The sequence below is a fragment of the Rhodocyclus purpureus genome (assembly GCF_016653115.1).
Lineage (GTDB): Bacteria > Pseudomonadota > Gammaproteobacteria > Burkholderiales > Rhodocyclaceae > Rhodocyclus > Rhodocyclus purpureus.
In genome coordinates this window covers 21,971-37,470 of sequence record NZ_NHRX01000018.1, presented here as the reverse complement: position 1 = coordinate 37,470, position 15,500 = coordinate 21,971, and the positions used below count along the sequence as shown (strand labels likewise).

The 15,500-nt window shown below is 63.9% G+C and carries 13 protein-coding genes and 1 CRISPR repeat array; of the genes, 6 read left to right on the top strand and 7 right to left on the bottom strand.

Annotation, left to right across the window (positions count from 1 at the left end; translation table 11 throughout):
- Window positions 1-110: 110 nt before the first annotated feature.
- Genes CCR84_RS03680 through CCR84_RS03655 form a run of 6 tightly spaced genes read left to right on the top strand, consistent with a single transcriptional unit; the run spans window position 111 to window position 4,938 of the window.
- Window positions 111-1,283: a nuclear transport factor 2 family protein gene (locus tag CCR84_RS03680; RefSeq protein WP_201209775.1), complete on the top strand. Its 1,173-nt coding sequence runs from the start codon at window positions 111-113 to the stop codon at window positions 1,281-1,283.
- Entirely contained in the window at window positions 1,283-2,500 is a 1,218-nt protein-coding gene (locus tag CCR84_RS03675) for a L,D-transpeptidase family protein (protein WP_201209886.1), read from the top strand. The genes CCR84_RS03680 and CCR84_RS03675 overlap by 1 nt, the downstream gene beginning before the upstream one ends.
- Entirely contained in the window at window positions 2,500-3,069 is a 570-nt protein-coding gene (locus CCR84_RS03670) for a peptidylprolyl isomerase (RefSeq protein WP_201209885.1), read from the top strand. Before CCR84_RS03675 ends, CCR84_RS03670 begins: the two co-directional genes overlap by 1 nt.
- A 10-nt stretch (window positions 3,070-3,079) precedes the next feature.
- Window positions 3,080-3,571: a peptidylprolyl isomerase gene (locus tag CCR84_RS03665; RefSeq protein WP_201209768.1), complete on the top strand. Its 492-nt coding sequence runs from the start codon at window positions 3,080-3,082 to the stop codon at window positions 3,569-3,571.
- 37 nt (window positions 3,572-3,608) lie between these two features.
- Window positions 3,609-4,361: a UDP-2,3-diacylglucosamine diphosphatase gene (locus tag CCR84_RS03660; protein WP_201209767.1), complete on the top strand. Its 753-nt coding sequence runs from the start codon at window positions 3,609-3,611 to the stop codon at window positions 4,359-4,361.
- Between the two features lie 40 nt (window positions 4,362-4,401).
- Complete coding sequence (locus CCR84_RS03655) at window positions 4,402-4,938, top strand: DUF2058 domain-containing protein (RefSeq protein WP_201209765.1); 537 nt, start codon at window positions 4,402-4,404, stop codon at window positions 4,936-4,938.
- A gap of 395 nt (window positions 4,939-5,333) precedes the next feature.
- Window positions 5,334-9,388: direct repeats of the CRISPR family, unit length 29 nt; unit sequence GGGCCTATCCCCGCTGGCGCGGGGAAACC.
- A 67-nt stretch (window positions 9,389-9,455) separates the two neighbouring features.
- Here CCR84_RS03655 and cas2e read toward each other — a convergent pair.
- The 7 genes from cas2e to CCR84_RS03620 are packed head-to-tail and all read right to left on the bottom strand — an operon-like array spanning window position 9,456 to window position 15,465.
- A complete protein-coding gene (gene cas2e / locus CCR84_RS03650; protein WP_242508520.1) occupies window positions 9,456-9,686 on the bottom strand; it encodes a type I-E CRISPR-associated endoribonuclease Cas2e in 231 nt (76 codons plus the stop codon).
- 37 nt (window positions 9,687-9,723) lie between these two features.
- Window positions 9,724-10,617 (bottom strand): type I-E CRISPR-associated endonuclease Cas1e, encoded by an 894-nt coding sequence (gene cas1e / locus CCR84_RS03645; protein WP_201209756.1) that lies wholly within the window; start codon window positions 10,615-10,617, stop codon window positions 9,724-9,726.
- A complete protein-coding gene (cas6e, locus tag CCR84_RS03640) occupies window positions 10,611-11,348 on the bottom strand; it encodes a type I-E CRISPR-associated protein Cas6/Cse3/CasE (protein ID WP_201209754.1) in 738 nt (245 codons plus the stop codon). Before cas6e ends, cas1e begins: the two co-directional genes overlap by 7 nt.
- Window positions 11,345-12,100, bottom strand: coding sequence for a type I-E CRISPR-associated protein Cas5/CasD (gene cas5e, locus CCR84_RS03635; RefSeq protein ID WP_242508517.1), 756 nt, complete (start codon window positions 12,098-12,100; stop codon window positions 11,345-11,347). The genes cas6e and cas5e overlap by 4 nt, the downstream gene beginning before the upstream one ends.
- Entirely contained in the window at window positions 12,081-13,277 is a 1,197-nt protein-coding gene (gene cas7e, locus CCR84_RS03630) for a type I-E CRISPR-associated protein Cas7/Cse4/CasC (protein WP_201209745.1), read from the bottom strand. Before cas7e ends, cas5e begins: the two co-directional genes overlap by 20 nt.
- A 21-nt stretch (window positions 13,278-13,298) precedes the next feature.
- The gene (locus CCR84_RS03625) at window positions 13,299-13,877 is read right to left on the bottom strand and encodes a type I-E CRISPR-associated protein Cse2/CasB (protein WP_201209743.1); all 579 of its coding nucleotides are present in this window, start codon (window positions 13,875-13,877) and stop codon (window positions 13,299-13,301) included.
- Window positions 13,864-15,465, bottom strand: coding sequence for a type I-E CRISPR-associated protein Cse1/CasA (locus CCR84_RS03620; RefSeq protein WP_201209741.1), 1,602 nt, complete (start codon window positions 15,463-15,465; stop codon window positions 13,864-13,866). The genes CCR84_RS03625 and CCR84_RS03620 overlap by 14 nt, the downstream gene beginning before the upstream one ends.
- Window positions 15,466-15,500 lie beyond the last annotated feature (35 nt).

The window sequence follows — 15,500 nt, the reverse complement described above, 5'->3', positions numbered from 1 at the left end:
GGAACGAGCTTGTGCAGCCGCTTCTTTACCGCCCGTGCCTGATTTTTGCGCGATTTTGCCGTAGCCCATCCGCTTACCGGCTTGTTTTCTAGGCAAAGTATACCATACCGATGCACCCCGCCTCCCCGAAGCCGCGCCCGGCGCGCCCACTGGCCCTGTCCTCCCTCCTCGTCTGTCTCTGCCTCGCCGTCGCTGCCCCGATCGCGCAGGCCGACGACCTGTCGGATGCGCAGAAGCTGGTCAGACAGAAGCAGTTGCCGCAGGCGCTGGCCAAGATCGACGCCTACCTGGCGGTGAAGCCCAAGGATGCGCAGGGACGCTTCACGCGCGGGGTGATCCTCACCGAAATGGGCCGCAGCGCCGATGCGATCACGGTCTTCCAGCGCCTGACCGAGGACTACCCGGAACTGCCCGAGCCGTACAACAACCTCGCCGTCCTCTACGCGCAGCAGAAGCAGTACGAGAAGGCACGCACCGCGCTCGAGATGGCGATCCGCACCAACCCCAGTTACTCGGTCGCGCACGAGAACCTCGCCGACGTCTACGCCAAGCTGGCCAGTCAGGCCTACGGCAAGGCGCTGCAACTCGAATCGTCGAACCCCGGCACGCCGTCGCAGCTGGCGATGCTGCGCGATCTGAACGGCGCCACGGCAAAGCCGGCGGCCGCTGCGCCGGCCCAGCCTGCCCAGCCAGCGCAGGCGCCGGCCGCCAGCTCGATCACGCAGCCGGTCGTTGCCGGTCGCAGCGCCAGCGGTCCGGTGCGCGTCGCGGCCGGCGAAGTCGCGAGCCCGCCGCCGGTCGCGGAAAAACCCGCGGCCAAGGCGCCGCTCGCCGAGCCGGCCAAGACCGAGTCGGTGAAGACCGAAGCGACCAGGACCGAGTCGGCGAAGGCCGGTGACAAGGCAGCAGAAAAGAAGGAAGACAAGGCAGCGGACAAGTCGGGCAAGGTCGAAGCCGACATCGAACGCGCGCTGCGCAACTGGGCTGCCGCCTGGTCGCGCAAGGACGTGCGCGCCTACCTCGCCAGCTACGCGCCCGACTTCCAGACGCCGCGCGGTGTCTCGCGCAAGGCCTGGGAGGCCGAGCGCACGCAGCGCATCGACAAACCGGGCAAGATCGAGGTCATGGTCGAAGACGTCAGGATTTCGCTCAATGGCGACAAAGCGACCGTGCGCTTCCGGCAGTCCTACAAGTCGGCCACGATGAAGTCCTCGACCGGCAAGACACTCGTCTTCGTCCGCTCCGGTGGCGCGTGGCTGATCCAGCAGGAACGCGTCGGCTGATGCAGCGCAGCGGGCGGCACCTGCCGCGGCTTCCCTTCCTCGCCTTGGCGTTGTCCGGCGCACTGGCCCTGTCCACGCTGACCGCGACTGCCTCCGCGCAGACGGCGGGCGATGCAGGCCCGGAGGCGCAACTGAAGCAGGTCTTCAGCGACATCGAAGCGAGCCGTCTCGACAGCGCCCTGCAGAAGACCGAGGCGCTACTGCGCCAGTATCCGAACTTCCGTCTGGCACACCTGATCAAGGGCGACCTGCTGCTCGCGCGCGGCAAACCGATCAGGACCTTCGGTGCCGCCGAGAACGCGCCTGAGGACAGGATCGCCGACCTGCGCGCGGAGGCGATCGCCCGGCTGCGCGCCTACGACGACAAACCGTCGCCGAATGCGGTGCCGCGCTACCTGCTGCAGATGCCGGCCGACCAGCGCCATGCGATCGTCGTCGACACGCAGAAGTCACGCCTGTACCTCTACCAGAACGACACCCGCGACGGGCGGCCGCGTTTCGTCGCCGACTACTACGTCACGCACGGCAAGCTCGGGGCGGAGAAACTGCGCGAAGGCGACAAGAAGACCCCGATCGGTGTCTATCGCATCACCGCGAGCCTGCCGGCCAAGAAGCTCGGCGACCTCTACGGAAACGGCGCCTATCCGCTCGACTACCCGAACGAATGGGACCGCCGCCAGGGCCGCGGCGGCCACGGCATCTGGCTGCACGGAACGCCGTCGAACACCTACTCGCGACCGCCGCGGGCTTCCGACGGCTGCGTCGTCCTCGCCAACGCCGACCTCAGCGAGCTGTCGAAGAACCTGCAGATCGGGGTGACGCCGGTAATCATCAGCAACTCGGTCGAATGGCTGTCGCTCGACGACTGGCAGGCTGAGCGCAGCGCGCTCAACCGCAAGATCGAGGAATGGCGCGCCGACTGGGAGAGCCGTGACCTGCAGCGCTTCCTGCGCCACTACTCGAAGCATTTCGAGGCCGGCGGCCAGAAGTTCGAGCAGTTCGCGCGGCAGAAGCGCCAGGTCATTGCCGACAAGGAATGGATCAAGGTCAAGCTGTCCAACCAGTCGGTGTTCCGCAATCCGGGCAAGGAAGAATTCGTCGTCGTCAGTTTCGACCAAGACTACCGCAGCAACACCACGAGCAACCAGATGCGCAAGCGCCAGTACTGGATCCGCGAGGACGGCACCTGGAAAATCATCTACGAAGGGAGCGCATGATGCTACGCAAACTCGGCACCCTCGCCGCCGGACTGCTGCTCGCCGGCGCCGTCTGGGCAGGCCCACAGGTCGAACTGCAGACCAGCGAAGGCCGCATCGTCGTCGAACTCGACGACAAGCGCGCGCCGGCGACCGTAGACAACTTCGTCGGCTACGCCCGCTCCGGCTTCTACGACGGAACGATCTTCCACCGCGTCATCGCGGGCTTCATGATCCAGGGCGGCGGCTTTGCGCCCGGCATGAAGGAGAAGGAAACGCGCGCGCCGATCAGGAACGAGGCCGACAACGGCCTGAAGAACGAGAAGTACACGATCGCCATGGCGCGCACCAGCGACCCGCATTCGGCGAGCGCGCAGTTCTTCATCAACGTCGCCGACAACGCTTTCCTCAACCACCGCGCGCCGACCTCCTCGGGCTGGGGCTACGCCGTCTTCGGCAAGGTCGTCGAAGGCCGCGAGGTGGTCGACCGCATCGCCAGGGTGGCCACCGGCCGCTCGGGCTTCCACCAGGACGTGCCGAAGGAAGATGTCGTGATCCGCTCGGCCAAGATCCTCCCTGAAAAAAAGTAAGGACACACTCATGATCAAGCTGCACACCAACTTCGGCGTCATCGCCCTCGAACTCGACGCCGCCAAGGCGCCGGAAACCGTCGCCAACTTCATCGCCTACGTCGAAGCCGGCCACTACGACGGCACCATCTTCCACCGCGTCATCGACGGCTTCATGATCCAGGGCGGCGGCTTCGAAGCCGGCATGAAGCAGAAGGCGACGCGCGCGCCGATCAAGAACGAAGCCGACAACGGCCTGAAGAACGACAAGTACACGATCGCCATGGCGCGCACCAACGACCCGCACTCGGCGAGCGCGCAGTTCTTCATCAACGTCGCCGACAACGGCTTCCTCAACTTCAAGTCGCCGACGCCGAACGGCTGGGGCTACGCCGTCTTCGGCAAGGTCGTCGAAGGCAGCGAAGTCGTCGACAAGATCGCCAAGGTGAAGACCGGCCGTGCGGGCTTCCACGACGACGTGCCGAAGGAAGACGTCGTCATCGAACGCGCCGAAGTCGTCTGAAGCCCCCCAGCGCCGGCAGTCGACAGGTGAACACGCGTTGAACAGCCCGCTCCTGTTCATCGCCGACCTGCACCTGTCGGCGCACAGCCCGGCGATCACGCGCCGCTTCCTCGACTTCCTCGAAGGCGAGGCGCGCGCTGCCGCCGGGCTCTACATCCTCGGCGACCTGTTCGAAGCGTGGCCCGGTGACGACACGATCGACGCCGACCCCTGTCACCACGAAGTCGTCAGCGCGCTGCGCGCCTTCAGCGAGCACGGCGGCCGCCTCGCCATCATGCCCGGCAACCGCGACTTCCTGCTCGGCCCCGAGTTTGCACGCCGCAGCGGCGCCACCCTGCTCGCCGACCCGAGCGTCCTCGTCACCGACGGCGGCACGCTGATCCTCTCCCACGGCGACGCGCTCTGCACCGCCGACGCCGACTACCAGGCCTTCCGCCGCCAGGTGCGCGACCCCGCCTGGCAGGCCGCCTTCCTCGCCCGTCCGCTCGCCGAGCGCCAGGCTATCGCCGAAGGACTGCGCCGGCAGAGCGAGAACGTCAAACGCGACAAGACGCTGCAACTGATGGACGTGACCGGCGACGCTGCCGACAGTCTGTTGCGCGAGCGCGGCGCCGCCGACCGCCACGGCGCGGTCACGCTGATCCACGGCCACACCCACCGACCAGCTCGCCACGAACACGTGATCGACGGCCAAAAGGCCGAACGCTGGGTTGCCGCCGACTGGAGCGACAGCACCGGCGAGTATCTTTCCTGGGACGGCAAGGCGCTGACGCGGCATCGGCTCGACTGAAGCGATTCCCGCCTGGATGAACCCATTTACGGAGTGGCACATGGCCTCCCTGCAGGAACAGTTTTTGAAAGCCGGCCTGGTCAACAAGAACAAGGTCAAACAGGTCCACCAGGAAAAGACCAAGCAGAAGAAGCTCGAGCGCCAGACGGGCACCCAGAGCGTCGATGAGGCACGCCTCGCAGCCCTCGAGACCCAGCGCAGAAACGCCGAACGCGCCCGCGAACTCAACGCCCAGCGCGACGCAGCCGCCAGGCAGAAAGCCATCATGGCGCAAGTCGTCCAGATGGTGCAGCAGAACCGCCAGAGCAAGGGCAACGGCGACATCGCCTACAACTTCACCCACGACAACAAGATCAAGCGGGTCCATGTTTCGGCGAAGGTGCACGAGCACCTCAGCACCGGGCAACTGGCGATCGTCTGCCTCGGCGAGAGCATCGAGCTGGTCCCCAAGGTGATCGCCGACAAGATCGCCGAGCGCGAACCCACGCTCGTCGTGCAGATCAGGAAAACCGGCACCGAGGCCGACGCGGACGACCCTTATGCCGCGTTTCAGGTGCCGGATGACCTGATGTGGTGAGCGGCCACGGCAGCTAGATCAGGGTGTGGCGCCCGAGCGCTGCCGGGAATGATGGCGGCGCTCGTTCGAAGAGCGCCAATGCGGCACACAGGCAGGAAGTGGCCGCTGGACCGATGCCACGCTCCATCTGGTCCAAAATGAGCCTCAGGCAGAAGCTGGGACCATGGAGAGCGGGACGATCACCCAGCGGCGTCAAGGGGCCGGCGCGTCATGCAGGCCCCGCAAGTCATACAGCGAGCGCTTCCAGTACTCGGACTTCAACGCCTCACTGGCGCCATTACGCCGATCCGAATGTGGCTCCAATATGCCGATCACAGATCCTCTATGCCGCTCGCCGAAAGTCCCCGCTGGCGCGGGGAAACCCGGCCGTGGTATGCGCGAGTGACCGAAGAGCAGGGCCTATCCCCGCTGGCGCGGGGAAACCACCCCGGCCAGTCTCGGTACCGAGATGCTGCAGGGCCTATCCCCGCTGGCGCGGGGAAACCCAGCACTGCACCGAGCCGTCCGGGAGCTGGTAGGGCCTATCCCCGCTGACGCGGGGAAACCGGCTTTACCGGAACCAAGCCGGGCGCCCGCCCGGGCCTATCCCCGCTGGCGCGGGGAAACCATTTCGGACGAGGATTTGGCCGAAATGGCCGACGGCCTATCCCCGCTGGCGCGGGGAAACCCTATCCGTGGCACTGCGCCTGTTTCCGGCGCCGGGCCTATCCCCGCTGGCGCGGGGAAACCATGCGGCGGCGGCTGGTGAGCTTGAGCCGCAGGGGCCTATCCCCGCTGGCGCGGGGAAACCTGATGACGGCGTTCGACGGCTCGCCATTCACCGGGCCTATCCCCGCTGGCGCGGGGAAACCCGCCGGAAGCAATTCGTACCACCCCGTTCTTGGGGCCTATCCCCGCTGGCGCGGGGAAACCGCAGCGACAGAGGCGACATAGGCGGCGGTGTTGGGCCTATCCCCGCTGGCGCGGGGAAACCTTCTACCGTAACGCTGCTCGTGCGCCGACCTGGGGCCTATCCCCGCTGGCGCGGGGAAACCGTTCACGAACGCGCCGAACTCGCGCCCCTTGCGGGCCTATCCCCGCTGGCGCGGGGAAACCGCCGCGAAGCGCCGCCGGGGCGCATTCGGGCAAGGCCTATCCCCGCTGGCGCGGGGAAACCTGAGAGACTCCAAAAAGGATTGATCGGGCAGCGGGCCTATCCCCGCTGGCGCGGGGAAACCGCATCGGCGCCGATCGGGATCACCTGGCCCGAGGGCCTATCCCCGCTGGCGCGGGGAAACCGGGCGCAGATAGGCGGCGGTTCGCTGTCGTCGGGGCCTATCCCCGCTGGCGCGGGGAAACCGGATAGCCGAGCTTCCGAAGCTCGGCCCAATCGGGCCTATCCCCGCTGGCGCGGGGAAACCTTCGACAGCCGGCCCGCCCTTTGCACCCATTGCGGCCTATCCCCGCTGGCGCGGGGAAACCGCGCGGAACGGCCCCTCGGGGGCGCCCTGGCGGGGCCTATCCCCGCTGGCGCGGGGAAACCACCATAAAAAGGCCGGCGTCAAACGCCGGCCCGGGCCTATCCCCGCTGGCGCGGGGAAACCCTCGGCGGCGGCGGCCGGCAACTCGTCGCACAGGGCCTATCCCCGCTGGCGCGGGGAAACCAAAGGATGGTGCCGGAGGGGAGGGTTGCCATGGGGCCTATCCCCGCTGGCGCGGGGAAACCGGCGAGGAGTCGATGACGATGGACGCGGTAACGGGCCTATCCCCGCTGGCGCGGGGAAACCGCACGTTCGGTGCTTTCGGCGCCAGTCTCGGCGGGCCTATCCCCGCTGGCGCGGGGAAACCTCTTGAACGGCATTTGCTTCGAGGTCTTTGCGGGGCCTATCCCCGCTGGCGCGGGGAAACCCAGTAACCCACAGCGCGGGGAGCGAATCCGAGGGGCCTATCCCCGCTGGCGCGGGGAAACCAGGACCGCGTCGTCGCAGTACGCGCCCCATAAGGGCCTATCCCCGCTGGCGCGGGGAAACCGCCTCGTCGAATCCGAGCGCGTCGCCCCAGCTGGGCCTATCCCCGCTGGCGCGGGGAAACCGGGTTCCTGCTCTGCCTGCGCGACGCGCACCAGGGCCTATCCCCGCTGGCGCGGGGAAACCTCGCCGAAGCCGGCGAAGAAGCTGAGGATCTGGGGCCTATCCCCGCTGGCGCGGGGAAACCCGCAAGGAAGAAGACCCGGCGGAGCGCGCCAAGGGCCTATCCCCGCTGGCGCGGGGAAACCACCGACGAGGACAGGGTCGACAGGCGGTCGAGGGGCCTATCCCCGCTGGCGCGGGGAAACCCTTACTCCGTTGTTTGTGCAGACGTGTGCACGGGGCCTATCCCCGCTGGCGCGGGGAAACCGGAGCTTCATGGATCAGACTCCTAGCAGGTTGGGGCCTATCCCCGCTGGCGCGGGGAAACCCTTGCCGAGCTGCTCAAGCTGTGCGGTGGCACGGGCCTATCCCCGCTGGCGCGGGGAAACCTGGGCATTGCCCTCTGGGTCGGCAGTGAGTCGGGGCCTATCCCCGCTGGCGCGGGGAAACCACGCCGTTCGGGCTGGCGGAGGTCACGAACGCGGGCCTATCCCCGCTGGCGCGGGGAAACCCAATCGCAGCCTGACCGATGCGCTGCTGCGCGGGGCCTATCCCCGCTGGCGCGGGGAAACCAGGCCGTCTTGCTTGACCGTCGCGGCGGTCATGGGCCTATCCCCGCTGGCGCGGGGAAACCTCATGGAAGTCGAGATCGACCGACGCAGGTACTGGCCTATCCCCGCTGGCGCGGGGAAACCGCCGTGCTGCCGCGCGTGCCGACGACCAAGAAGGGCCTATCCCCGCTGGCGCGGGGAAACCTTTTTTCCGCAGCGATCCTCACGCCGCGGTCGGGGCCTATCCCCGCTGGCGCGGGGAAACCACGATGAACATCGAACTGCCCGAGAAGCTGCTGGGCCTATCCCCGCTGGCGCGGGGAAACCGTCGATCATGCTGCCTCCTGAAGCGCGGCGAAGGGCCTATCCCCGCTGGCGCGGGGAAACCGAGAATGCGACCGCTGAGACGGTAGATTCCGAGGGCCTATCCCCGCTGGCGCGGGGAAACCTCCTCGCTTCGACCTGGGACGAGACGAGGCAAGGGCCTATCCCCGCTGGCGCGGGGAAACCTAGCTTCGTCTGCTCAGGGGGTTGGCGGTGACGGGCCTATCCCCGCTGGCGCGGGGAAACCACCGATCATTTCCCGGACGTTTCGTAACGTCGGGGCCTATCCCCGCTGGCGCGGGGAAACCCACACGGCGCCGACGCGCTACGCTATCTGGCGGGGCCTATCCCCGCTGGCGCGGGGAAACCTTGGCGTCGTGCGGCAGCCAGTCCTTGCCCCAGGGCCTATCCCCGCTGGCGCGGGGAAACCAACAGGCGGTCATGGACGGGCGTATCGGCATGGGGCCTATCCCCGCTGGCGCGGGGAAACCGTGGCGGTGAAGGTGTCGCCTTCCTTGATGTAGGGCCTATCCCCGCTGGCGCGGGGAAACCGGAGCGGGCGCTGCTGCAAGCGCGCGGCAGGGGGGCCTATCCCCGCTGGCGCGGGGAAACCTGCGCTCGGGCTCACGCTCGTAACATGGCAGCGGGCCTATCCCCGCTGGCGCGGGGAAACCTTCGGCGCCGTCGACGCGGAGATTGGTGGCGAGGGCCTATCCCCGCTGGCGCGGGGAAACCCGACGCCGGCGACCTTGACGCGCGCCGGCAGCGGGCCTATCCCCGCTGGCGCGGGGAAACCGGTCTCTGGCCTCGCCGAGTGCAGTCAGGTCGGGGCCTATCCCCGCTGGCGCGGGGAAACCACCCGCTGGAGTCCGGAGATTTCCCGTACCACGGGCCTATCCCCGCTGGCGCGGGGAAACCCCGGTGCTGGACTCGGACGAGGTCTGGAAGCGGGGCCTATCCCCGCTGGCGCGGGGAAACCTCATTGCAGGCGTCGAAAATGCCTTTGATGACGGGCCTATCCCCGCTGGCGCGGGGAAACCTTCAGCGCGTAGCCCATCAACGGCCACAGCTCGGGCCTATCCCCGCTGGCGCGGGGAAACCATGCGCGGGGTCATCGCGTCACTGTGCGGGCCGGGCCTATCCCCGCTGGCGCGGGGAAACCAGTATGGCTGACGCGCAGGCCGTGCTTGATTGGGGCCTATCCCCGCTGGCGCGGGGAAACCGCGAGCACGTCGCGGCTTGCGGCCTGGGTCACGGGCCTATCCCCGCTGGCGCGGGGAAACCTCGTTGAGGCGGGTGAAGAAATCCCCGGCGTCGGGCCTATCCCCGCTGGCGCGGGGAAACCCGCTACCTGACCGCGACGGCTATGCCCGCATGGGGCCTATCCCCGCTGGCGCGGGGAAACCCCGCCCATGGCCTTGACGCGCTCGACAAGATAGGGCCTATCCCCGCTGGCGCGGGGAAACCTCTTGTAGATAGCCATATGATCTACAAAGGAAAAACGTTAAAGTCATACGAATTTTTAAAGAGCATTTTATAACATCCGTTTAACGAGCCAAAGGCCATCGACCTCGACGAGTTCTCGGGGAGGCTCCCCGAGCGTCTCGATACCGACCCCGCCAGTCTGGTTCAAATCTCGCCAGACCATCACCAAACTGCCCTTCGGCTCGGCAGAATACCAATCGGAAACGGTTTCCCAGACCCGTGCTCTGACACCTGGATTCATTCGCGGCGAGATGTAGACGGTCGGCGTAACCTCAAGCATTACCGAAGCGAGGAAGCCCCGGTATCTGTAGGTCACGTCACGCGTCACTATCACTACTAGCGCCATCGCTCTCCTCTGTCCTCAGCACCAGTTTGATCTTGTCGATCATCGTGGCGATCACATCCTGCTTCCGAAACACGGTGGATGCTTCACGCCTGACCAGCCGATCAATGCTGGTTTCGTCGCCATTGATGGATTTCTTTGCTGCCGCGAAGGCAATTTGGAGAGTGATGGTGTCGCGAAAGAGGTCGGCAATGTCGAGCACAAACGCCTGACCAGAATCCTCGTGGATGAACCCAAGCTGTGGGATCGCTGCCAACGACTGTACGGCAATCGCCGCCGCACCCTGCACTGCCGTTGCCGCGTGGTTGATCGCTTGATTTGGGACATCCGACGACTCTGGCTTGTCCCGGTCGTAGTGTCTGCCTTCCCACGGAATGTCGTACTTGTCTGCCATCAACCGGTACATCGCCTTGACACGTGAGCCCTCAATGCCTCGCAGCGTGTCAAGGTCGCGGTGGGGAAGGATTTCTCCCAGACGGAGTGCGTACATGTGTCGTGCAACACTGATCCGTCGGCGTGGACTTCCCCACAACTCGGCCTGACGCCGAGCAACGTCGGAACGATCCGGCAACAATGGCGGCGCGGTGTAGGTTCGAACGCCATCCTGCCCCACCGCTGCCATCAGGGTTCCATGCCGCGCAAGAAGGCGTAAGGCATCATGGGTCACGCTGCTGCCGGGTCCCAGCAGGATCATGGAAACAGCCTGATGCGGCACTTGCAGGACGTGCGGCGTCAACGAACCCTTGCCCGCCATGAAATGCAGGCACCCGTCGATTACACAAAGCTCGCCGCGTTCCAGCCAGATCAAGCCATGCCGGTCAGCATGAGGAACACGGGCTGTCTCCAGTCCGAGCCGCCCTTTCAGCATGCTCCGGCCGGCCGCAGTAGCAACATGCCAAAACCAAAGGCGCGGTGCCGCCCTACCCCGCGCGCAAGCAAGCGCTGGAACGCATCCGGGTCGCCGACCTCCAATTGCCCCTTGAAAACGACATCCGGCCCCGCTGTATTGCTGGTCTTTCGCCTGCCGTTTTCGCGCATACCGCCTTTGCGCAAGACACGGGTGAGACTGAAGGAATCCATGCGCGCTTCGATCAGTGAAGCTGCCCCATCAACGGCGAATTGCTTCGTCAGCCATTCCGAGTAGACAGCATGTCGCCGTGAAATGGTGCCGTGTTCGGAGGCTTTTTCAGGACAGCCTGCTTCACCCACCGCATGCAAGAAGGCATCCTGCTCTCTGCCATCTTTACAGCGCACTATCGGCCGAATTCGCACCTCGAACCCAAGGCATTGGCCCGTTTTCCAGACCGTAGGAAAGGCTCTGGCATCCAGCGTGTCCAATCCCAAGGCTCGCGCAACATCGGGGGGAGCCAGACTGGCGCTCAACCGCAGTTCGTCCAACTCCACGGAACTGTAGGCCAGGAGGCCTTGACGCCCACCGAAGTAGCGAAAAGGCTTGGGGGCCAGATTGCCAAAGGCGATGCAGAACAGGGCGTGCAGCGCATAGCCGTGATCGCCGTCCCGCGACAGCCCTCCGTTGCGGCTAGCCCAGTAGGCAAGGGCTTTGCTGTCGGGCTCCAGGCGCAAGAGTTGAAAATTCATGCGCTTGCTCCTGCAGGATAGAAACTACCTTCGCGAACCGGGCGCCAACCTCCGTGGACGCCGCTGCTCCAATTTCGCTCATCGCACAAGTCCAGAAGCCTGTCTCCCGCCAGAACGCCTTCGCCCTCCGGCCATTGCATGCGCAAGCGACCTGCCCCCTCAGGCAACTGCGCCGTCCGCAGGGCGTCAAGAACGTTCTCCGCATGCTGCCAGCCAGCGATTAGCCGTCGACTGGGGAGGCAGTTCTTGCGGCCGATGAACAGCGGGCGGGCAGGATGATCAATGGCTTGGGCCAGATCATCAAGGGAAGGCGACTCGTCTGCAGGTTCAAGGCGCAAGGCAACCAGCACATTCAGGCTGGCGTGATAGTCGCGGTAGCGCTGCCAAGTCAGCGACCGTCTACCGTCGGGCTGCGTCGTGTAACTTGGACTTTTTGCCCGCCCTTCAGGTTCTCCCGACGTAGTCCAGCCTTGATCGCTTTCAAAGAGCTGGGCCGTCTGATAGTCCCGCATGCGTTGCACCTCGCTATCCAACCTCGCACCCGCCACCAATCGTGCCTGCAAGCGATCATGCAATTCGCTATCTTCCCGCCGATAACCCAAGGCGTTGGCAAACATGCCGGTGAGCATGGACAGGGCGGGAAAGTCGCGGATTACGCCATAGTTGTCGATGGTCTCGCCGCCGAAAGCAATCAGGGGCGCTTCCAGTCGCAGCAATAGATGACGAGGCATGTCAGCAAGCCCCTTGCTCAATGATTTCTTTGGCCCAATCTGCCAGTTGGCCAAGATTCAAGCGCTCGGCTCCGGGAACAGTGACCGGATCGAGCGCAAGAAACCGACGGGACAAGGGGGCGCCATAGGCAGCGTCCATGGCAGCGATTTCCTGGCTCAGCCGTTCCACAGTCCGCAAACGGATACTGTTGCCGCTCTTGTCATCGAGAGGCAAGGCATTGTGGAACGCTCCGGCCAAGCTGCGCGGCTGCCAGTCACCGGCTTCCACCAATACGAACTTCGCCCAATCGAAGGGCGCAGTGGAACCACGCTTGGCACCGGGGCTGACGGTGGCAATCAGATGCAGCAGGTGCTGGACAACGCGGCCGGCGAGAGCGCGACGTTCGGCAGGGGTGTCGGGAGCAAAGCAATCCTTGAAATCGATACCTTCAAGGTTCTGGATCAGTTGCGGAACGTCGATCACCACGTAGCCATAGTACAGACCAGAGGCGAGTTCAGTGTCGAAGATGCCGGCGGAACCAAGCTCTCCTGCATCCTGCAAGAGATCGTCGACAACCGTGAAATAGTCGTTTTCTACCTGGGCTTGGTGCACCGTGAAAGCGTGGGCGACGTAAACGGCAGCCTCGCGGCTGGCCAACACGTCAGAAGTCACCATGCGCCCAAACAGGGCGGATTCCAATCCACTGCCGTGTTTCAAGGCTTCGATGTTCTTCTTTTCGTCCTTCAGTGCTTGGGCTATCGCAGTCTTGAGAGTCTTAACGTCTGTTTCAGCGGATGCCAGGTCGACACAGCGCTTGACCAGGTAATCGATTTCAGGCTTGCCCAGCAAAACAGCCTGCCCGGTCTTCAGTGCGTCCTCGCCTTTCTTGTCCTTCCCGCCCTTGTCGAGCAAGCCGGCATCCCGAAGAGCTTCGGCTGCTGCCTGCGCCAACGATTCCGAAATGCCCTCATCCTGAATCCGCTTGCTGATCAGTTCCAGGGTGCCACGAGACCGGATGGCCATCGGAACATCGAGCTTGGACAACGAAAACTGATCTTCAGTAACGCGCCAATGTCGCTTCAGGCATTGGGAAGAAATGCGGGTGCGAACGGCGTTGCCCAAAGGCAGGCGCTTGGCGAGGCCTGCGTCATCGCGATTCAACAAGGCGGCCGGATACGTGTGCAGGGTGTGAATCTGGATAAAGCGCGGGATAGGCATGATCAAGCTCCGGTCATTGGATTAGTGTTTGGGTTTCTTTGCTTCGGCTGAGAAAAAGCTGCTTGCGATTTTCAGGCGTGCGGCTTCCGCAGCCTCTTCGTTACGTTCCTGGTGGATGATCAAGTCGCCCATTTCGTACCAGTTGGGGGCTTGCGCCTTGCTGGCCAACAGTCGTAGAACACGGGGAACCAGTTGGCGGAAGGCATCGCCGCGGGATGTCAGCAATTTCGTCACCCGCGACTCGGAAACTCCGGCATCGCTCAGTTGCTGCCCCAGTCGCCGGCTGGAGTCATGCCCGGCCAGGGCCATGCCGTGGGCGATCAGCGCCCAACGCTGCCAAGTCTCCGGCAGCCAGTTCTCGGGCGAAAGATCGGCGTAAACCAATGCACGGGACAAGGCGGCAATTTGATGAGGGCGCAATTCGGCATCTGGATCAAGCCGGGCCAAGGCTGCCCGCTCACCGTTGTCCAAGCCATGGGCATCTCCTTCGAACCGCGAGGCCTGAGTAATGATGCGTGCCAATCGGGAAATCGGGCTTTCCTGCCTGGACGCAATTCGTTCGTCCGCTTGGCCCTCGGTGTCGGCATCATTGCTGATCATGCGAAAGTTCCTTGTTGATGGATTGTTGGCGAAGATGGTCGGCCAGGTCTGGAAGCGTCTTGGGGCTTCGCAAACCGCCGTGGAATCGAGACAGTGCAGCAGCCTGAGCTCGGTAACGCTGCTCGCCGCATTGCGGCCCGGCGGTAAACGCCTTCTTCAAAATGGCTTCGGCGCTGTCAGCCATCGACAGCAGCCACTGCATCCGTACTTCTTCTGGCTTATCGGATTCTATTTCATCGTTGAGTGCGTCGAAGAACCTCGCGTCTTCTCGCTGTTCAAAGGCAGTAGCCAACTTCACTGCCTTCTTGCTTAGGCTATCCGGAATATCCCTTGGGTTGTCTCTTCTCTTCCCACCATCCAGTAGTGTAAGAATTGAGTTCTTGAGTAGGTACGCAATCTGCGCTACCGCGTACACACGCTCTTCGGACAATTTCGCTAGACGATTCGTCTGCTTACCAAGAATTAGTTTGCGAGCACTTGGCGATATAACTATTCGTCGTTCATGATAACCATCGGTTGTACTTTGTCCTCCCGCAATGGCTTGGGCAACAAGCTCCAATCGTTCACCGTCATCTGTGCGATTAACGATTTGTGCAGGAGACTTCCTGTACTCGGAACCAAACGCGAGCATCGCCATGCGTTCGTAGTCGAAGCCACGGCTCGAAACCCCTAGGGACTTACCTTCCACAGCATGAACTGGCGTCCAAATATCCCCTGTATTTCCCTTGCGACTTTTTGCTTCATCCTTCGCCACACGAGGCCCTTTAGTTGTAGTTCGCAAGGCGAAAATTCTACTGCTCTTCTCTACTAGCCGCACCCTTCGACAAATCTCGACATAGTACGGTTCAAGCTGAGAAAATGACAAACCGTTTTCTCCATCCCAAGGCAAAACCCAGAGTAGCGCCACCCCAAATTTATCCTTGAAATCAATTTCCGCCAGGATATTCGCACGACAATCCAGGGAAACGCCAACATCTCTCCGCCACCTTTTACCAATATCTCCGCCTGGATCAATACCTAATCCTGGGCGACTGGAAGAACCACCATTCATTCGGGAAACACCATAATTCCCAGAACCAGGGAAAGGGGCCTGGGTCTGAAGACTTACCAGACTGAATATCCAATCATCTTTACCCGCGCTTCTTATACGCCCTAACTTCAAATCGTGGTTCTTGGACGTTACTAAGATATCGAGGCTATCAGGTGTCGGGCGATCATCTGACCAGTCCTCAAGGCTTCCGCCAGGCACAGGGGCCTGCATGAAGGCCGGCCGGTCGTGCGGAGTAATCAGGCACCATGCCGCCCCGTCAGGATCCTCAGGGGTAAGGTCGAGCAGTGCGTTTTTCCACGCAGCTTCGTTGTCGAAGGGCTCGCTTCTTCCTGCACGGTGGAGGGCGATGGCAGCGAGCTGCACCAGGAAAGCGTGCCACGGGTGGCGCTGATGAGGGCGCAGCGCCGGAAAGTCGCGCACGGCGTCCTGTCCCAGAGCAACCAACAGACCGGGCAAGCTGAACGCCTGGGGCTGACCGCCAGCCACCAGGCGGGTTCGGATAAGTGATTCCTCAAGCAGGTTGTAGCGCAATGTCACGGCGAATCTCCGGGAACGAGCCTGGTAGCTTGCCA

What these genes read in the sequence shown, in the direction of transcription:
- CCR84_RS03665 (WP_201209768.1), top strand. Translation starts at nt 3,080, where the DNA reads ATGATCAAGCTGCACACCAACTTCGGCGTCATCGCCCTCGAACTCGAC.
- cas2e (WP_242508520.1), bottom strand. Translation starts at nt 9,686, where the DNA reads ATGCTTGAGGTTACGCCGACCGTCTACATCTCGCCGCGAATGAATCCA.
- cas7e (WP_201209745.1), bottom strand. Translation starts at nt 13,277, where the DNA reads ATGCCTATCCCGCGCTTTATCCAGATTCACACCCTGCACACGTATCCG.
- cas1e (WP_201209756.1), bottom strand. Translation starts at nt 10,617, where the DNA reads ATGCTGAAAGGGCGGCTCGGACTGGAGACAGCCCGTGTTCCTCATGCT.
- CCR84_RS03655 (WP_201209765.1), top strand. Translation starts at nt 4,402, where the DNA reads ATGGCCTCCCTGCAGGAACAGTTTTTGAAAGCCGGCCTGGTCAACAAG.
- CCR84_RS03675 (WP_201209886.1), top strand. Translation starts at nt 1,283, where the DNA reads ATGCAGCGCAGCGGGCGGCACCTGCCGCGGCTTCCCTTCCTCGCCTTG.
- CCR84_RS03670 (WP_201209885.1), top strand. Translation starts at nt 2,500, where the DNA reads ATGCTACGCAAACTCGGCACCCTCGCCGCCGGACTGCTGCTCGCCGGC.
- CCR84_RS03680 (WP_201209775.1), top strand. Translation starts at nt 111, where the DNA reads ATGCACCCCGCCTCCCCGAAGCCGCGCCCGGCGCGCCCACTGGCCCTG.
- CCR84_RS03625 (WP_201209743.1), bottom strand. Translation starts at nt 13,877, where the DNA reads ATGATCAGCAATGATGCCGACACCGAGGGCCAAGCGGACGAACGAATT.
- cas6e (WP_201209754.1), bottom strand. Translation starts at nt 11,348, where the DNA reads ATGAATTTTCAACTCTTGCGCCTGGAGCCCGACAGCAAAGCCCTTGCC.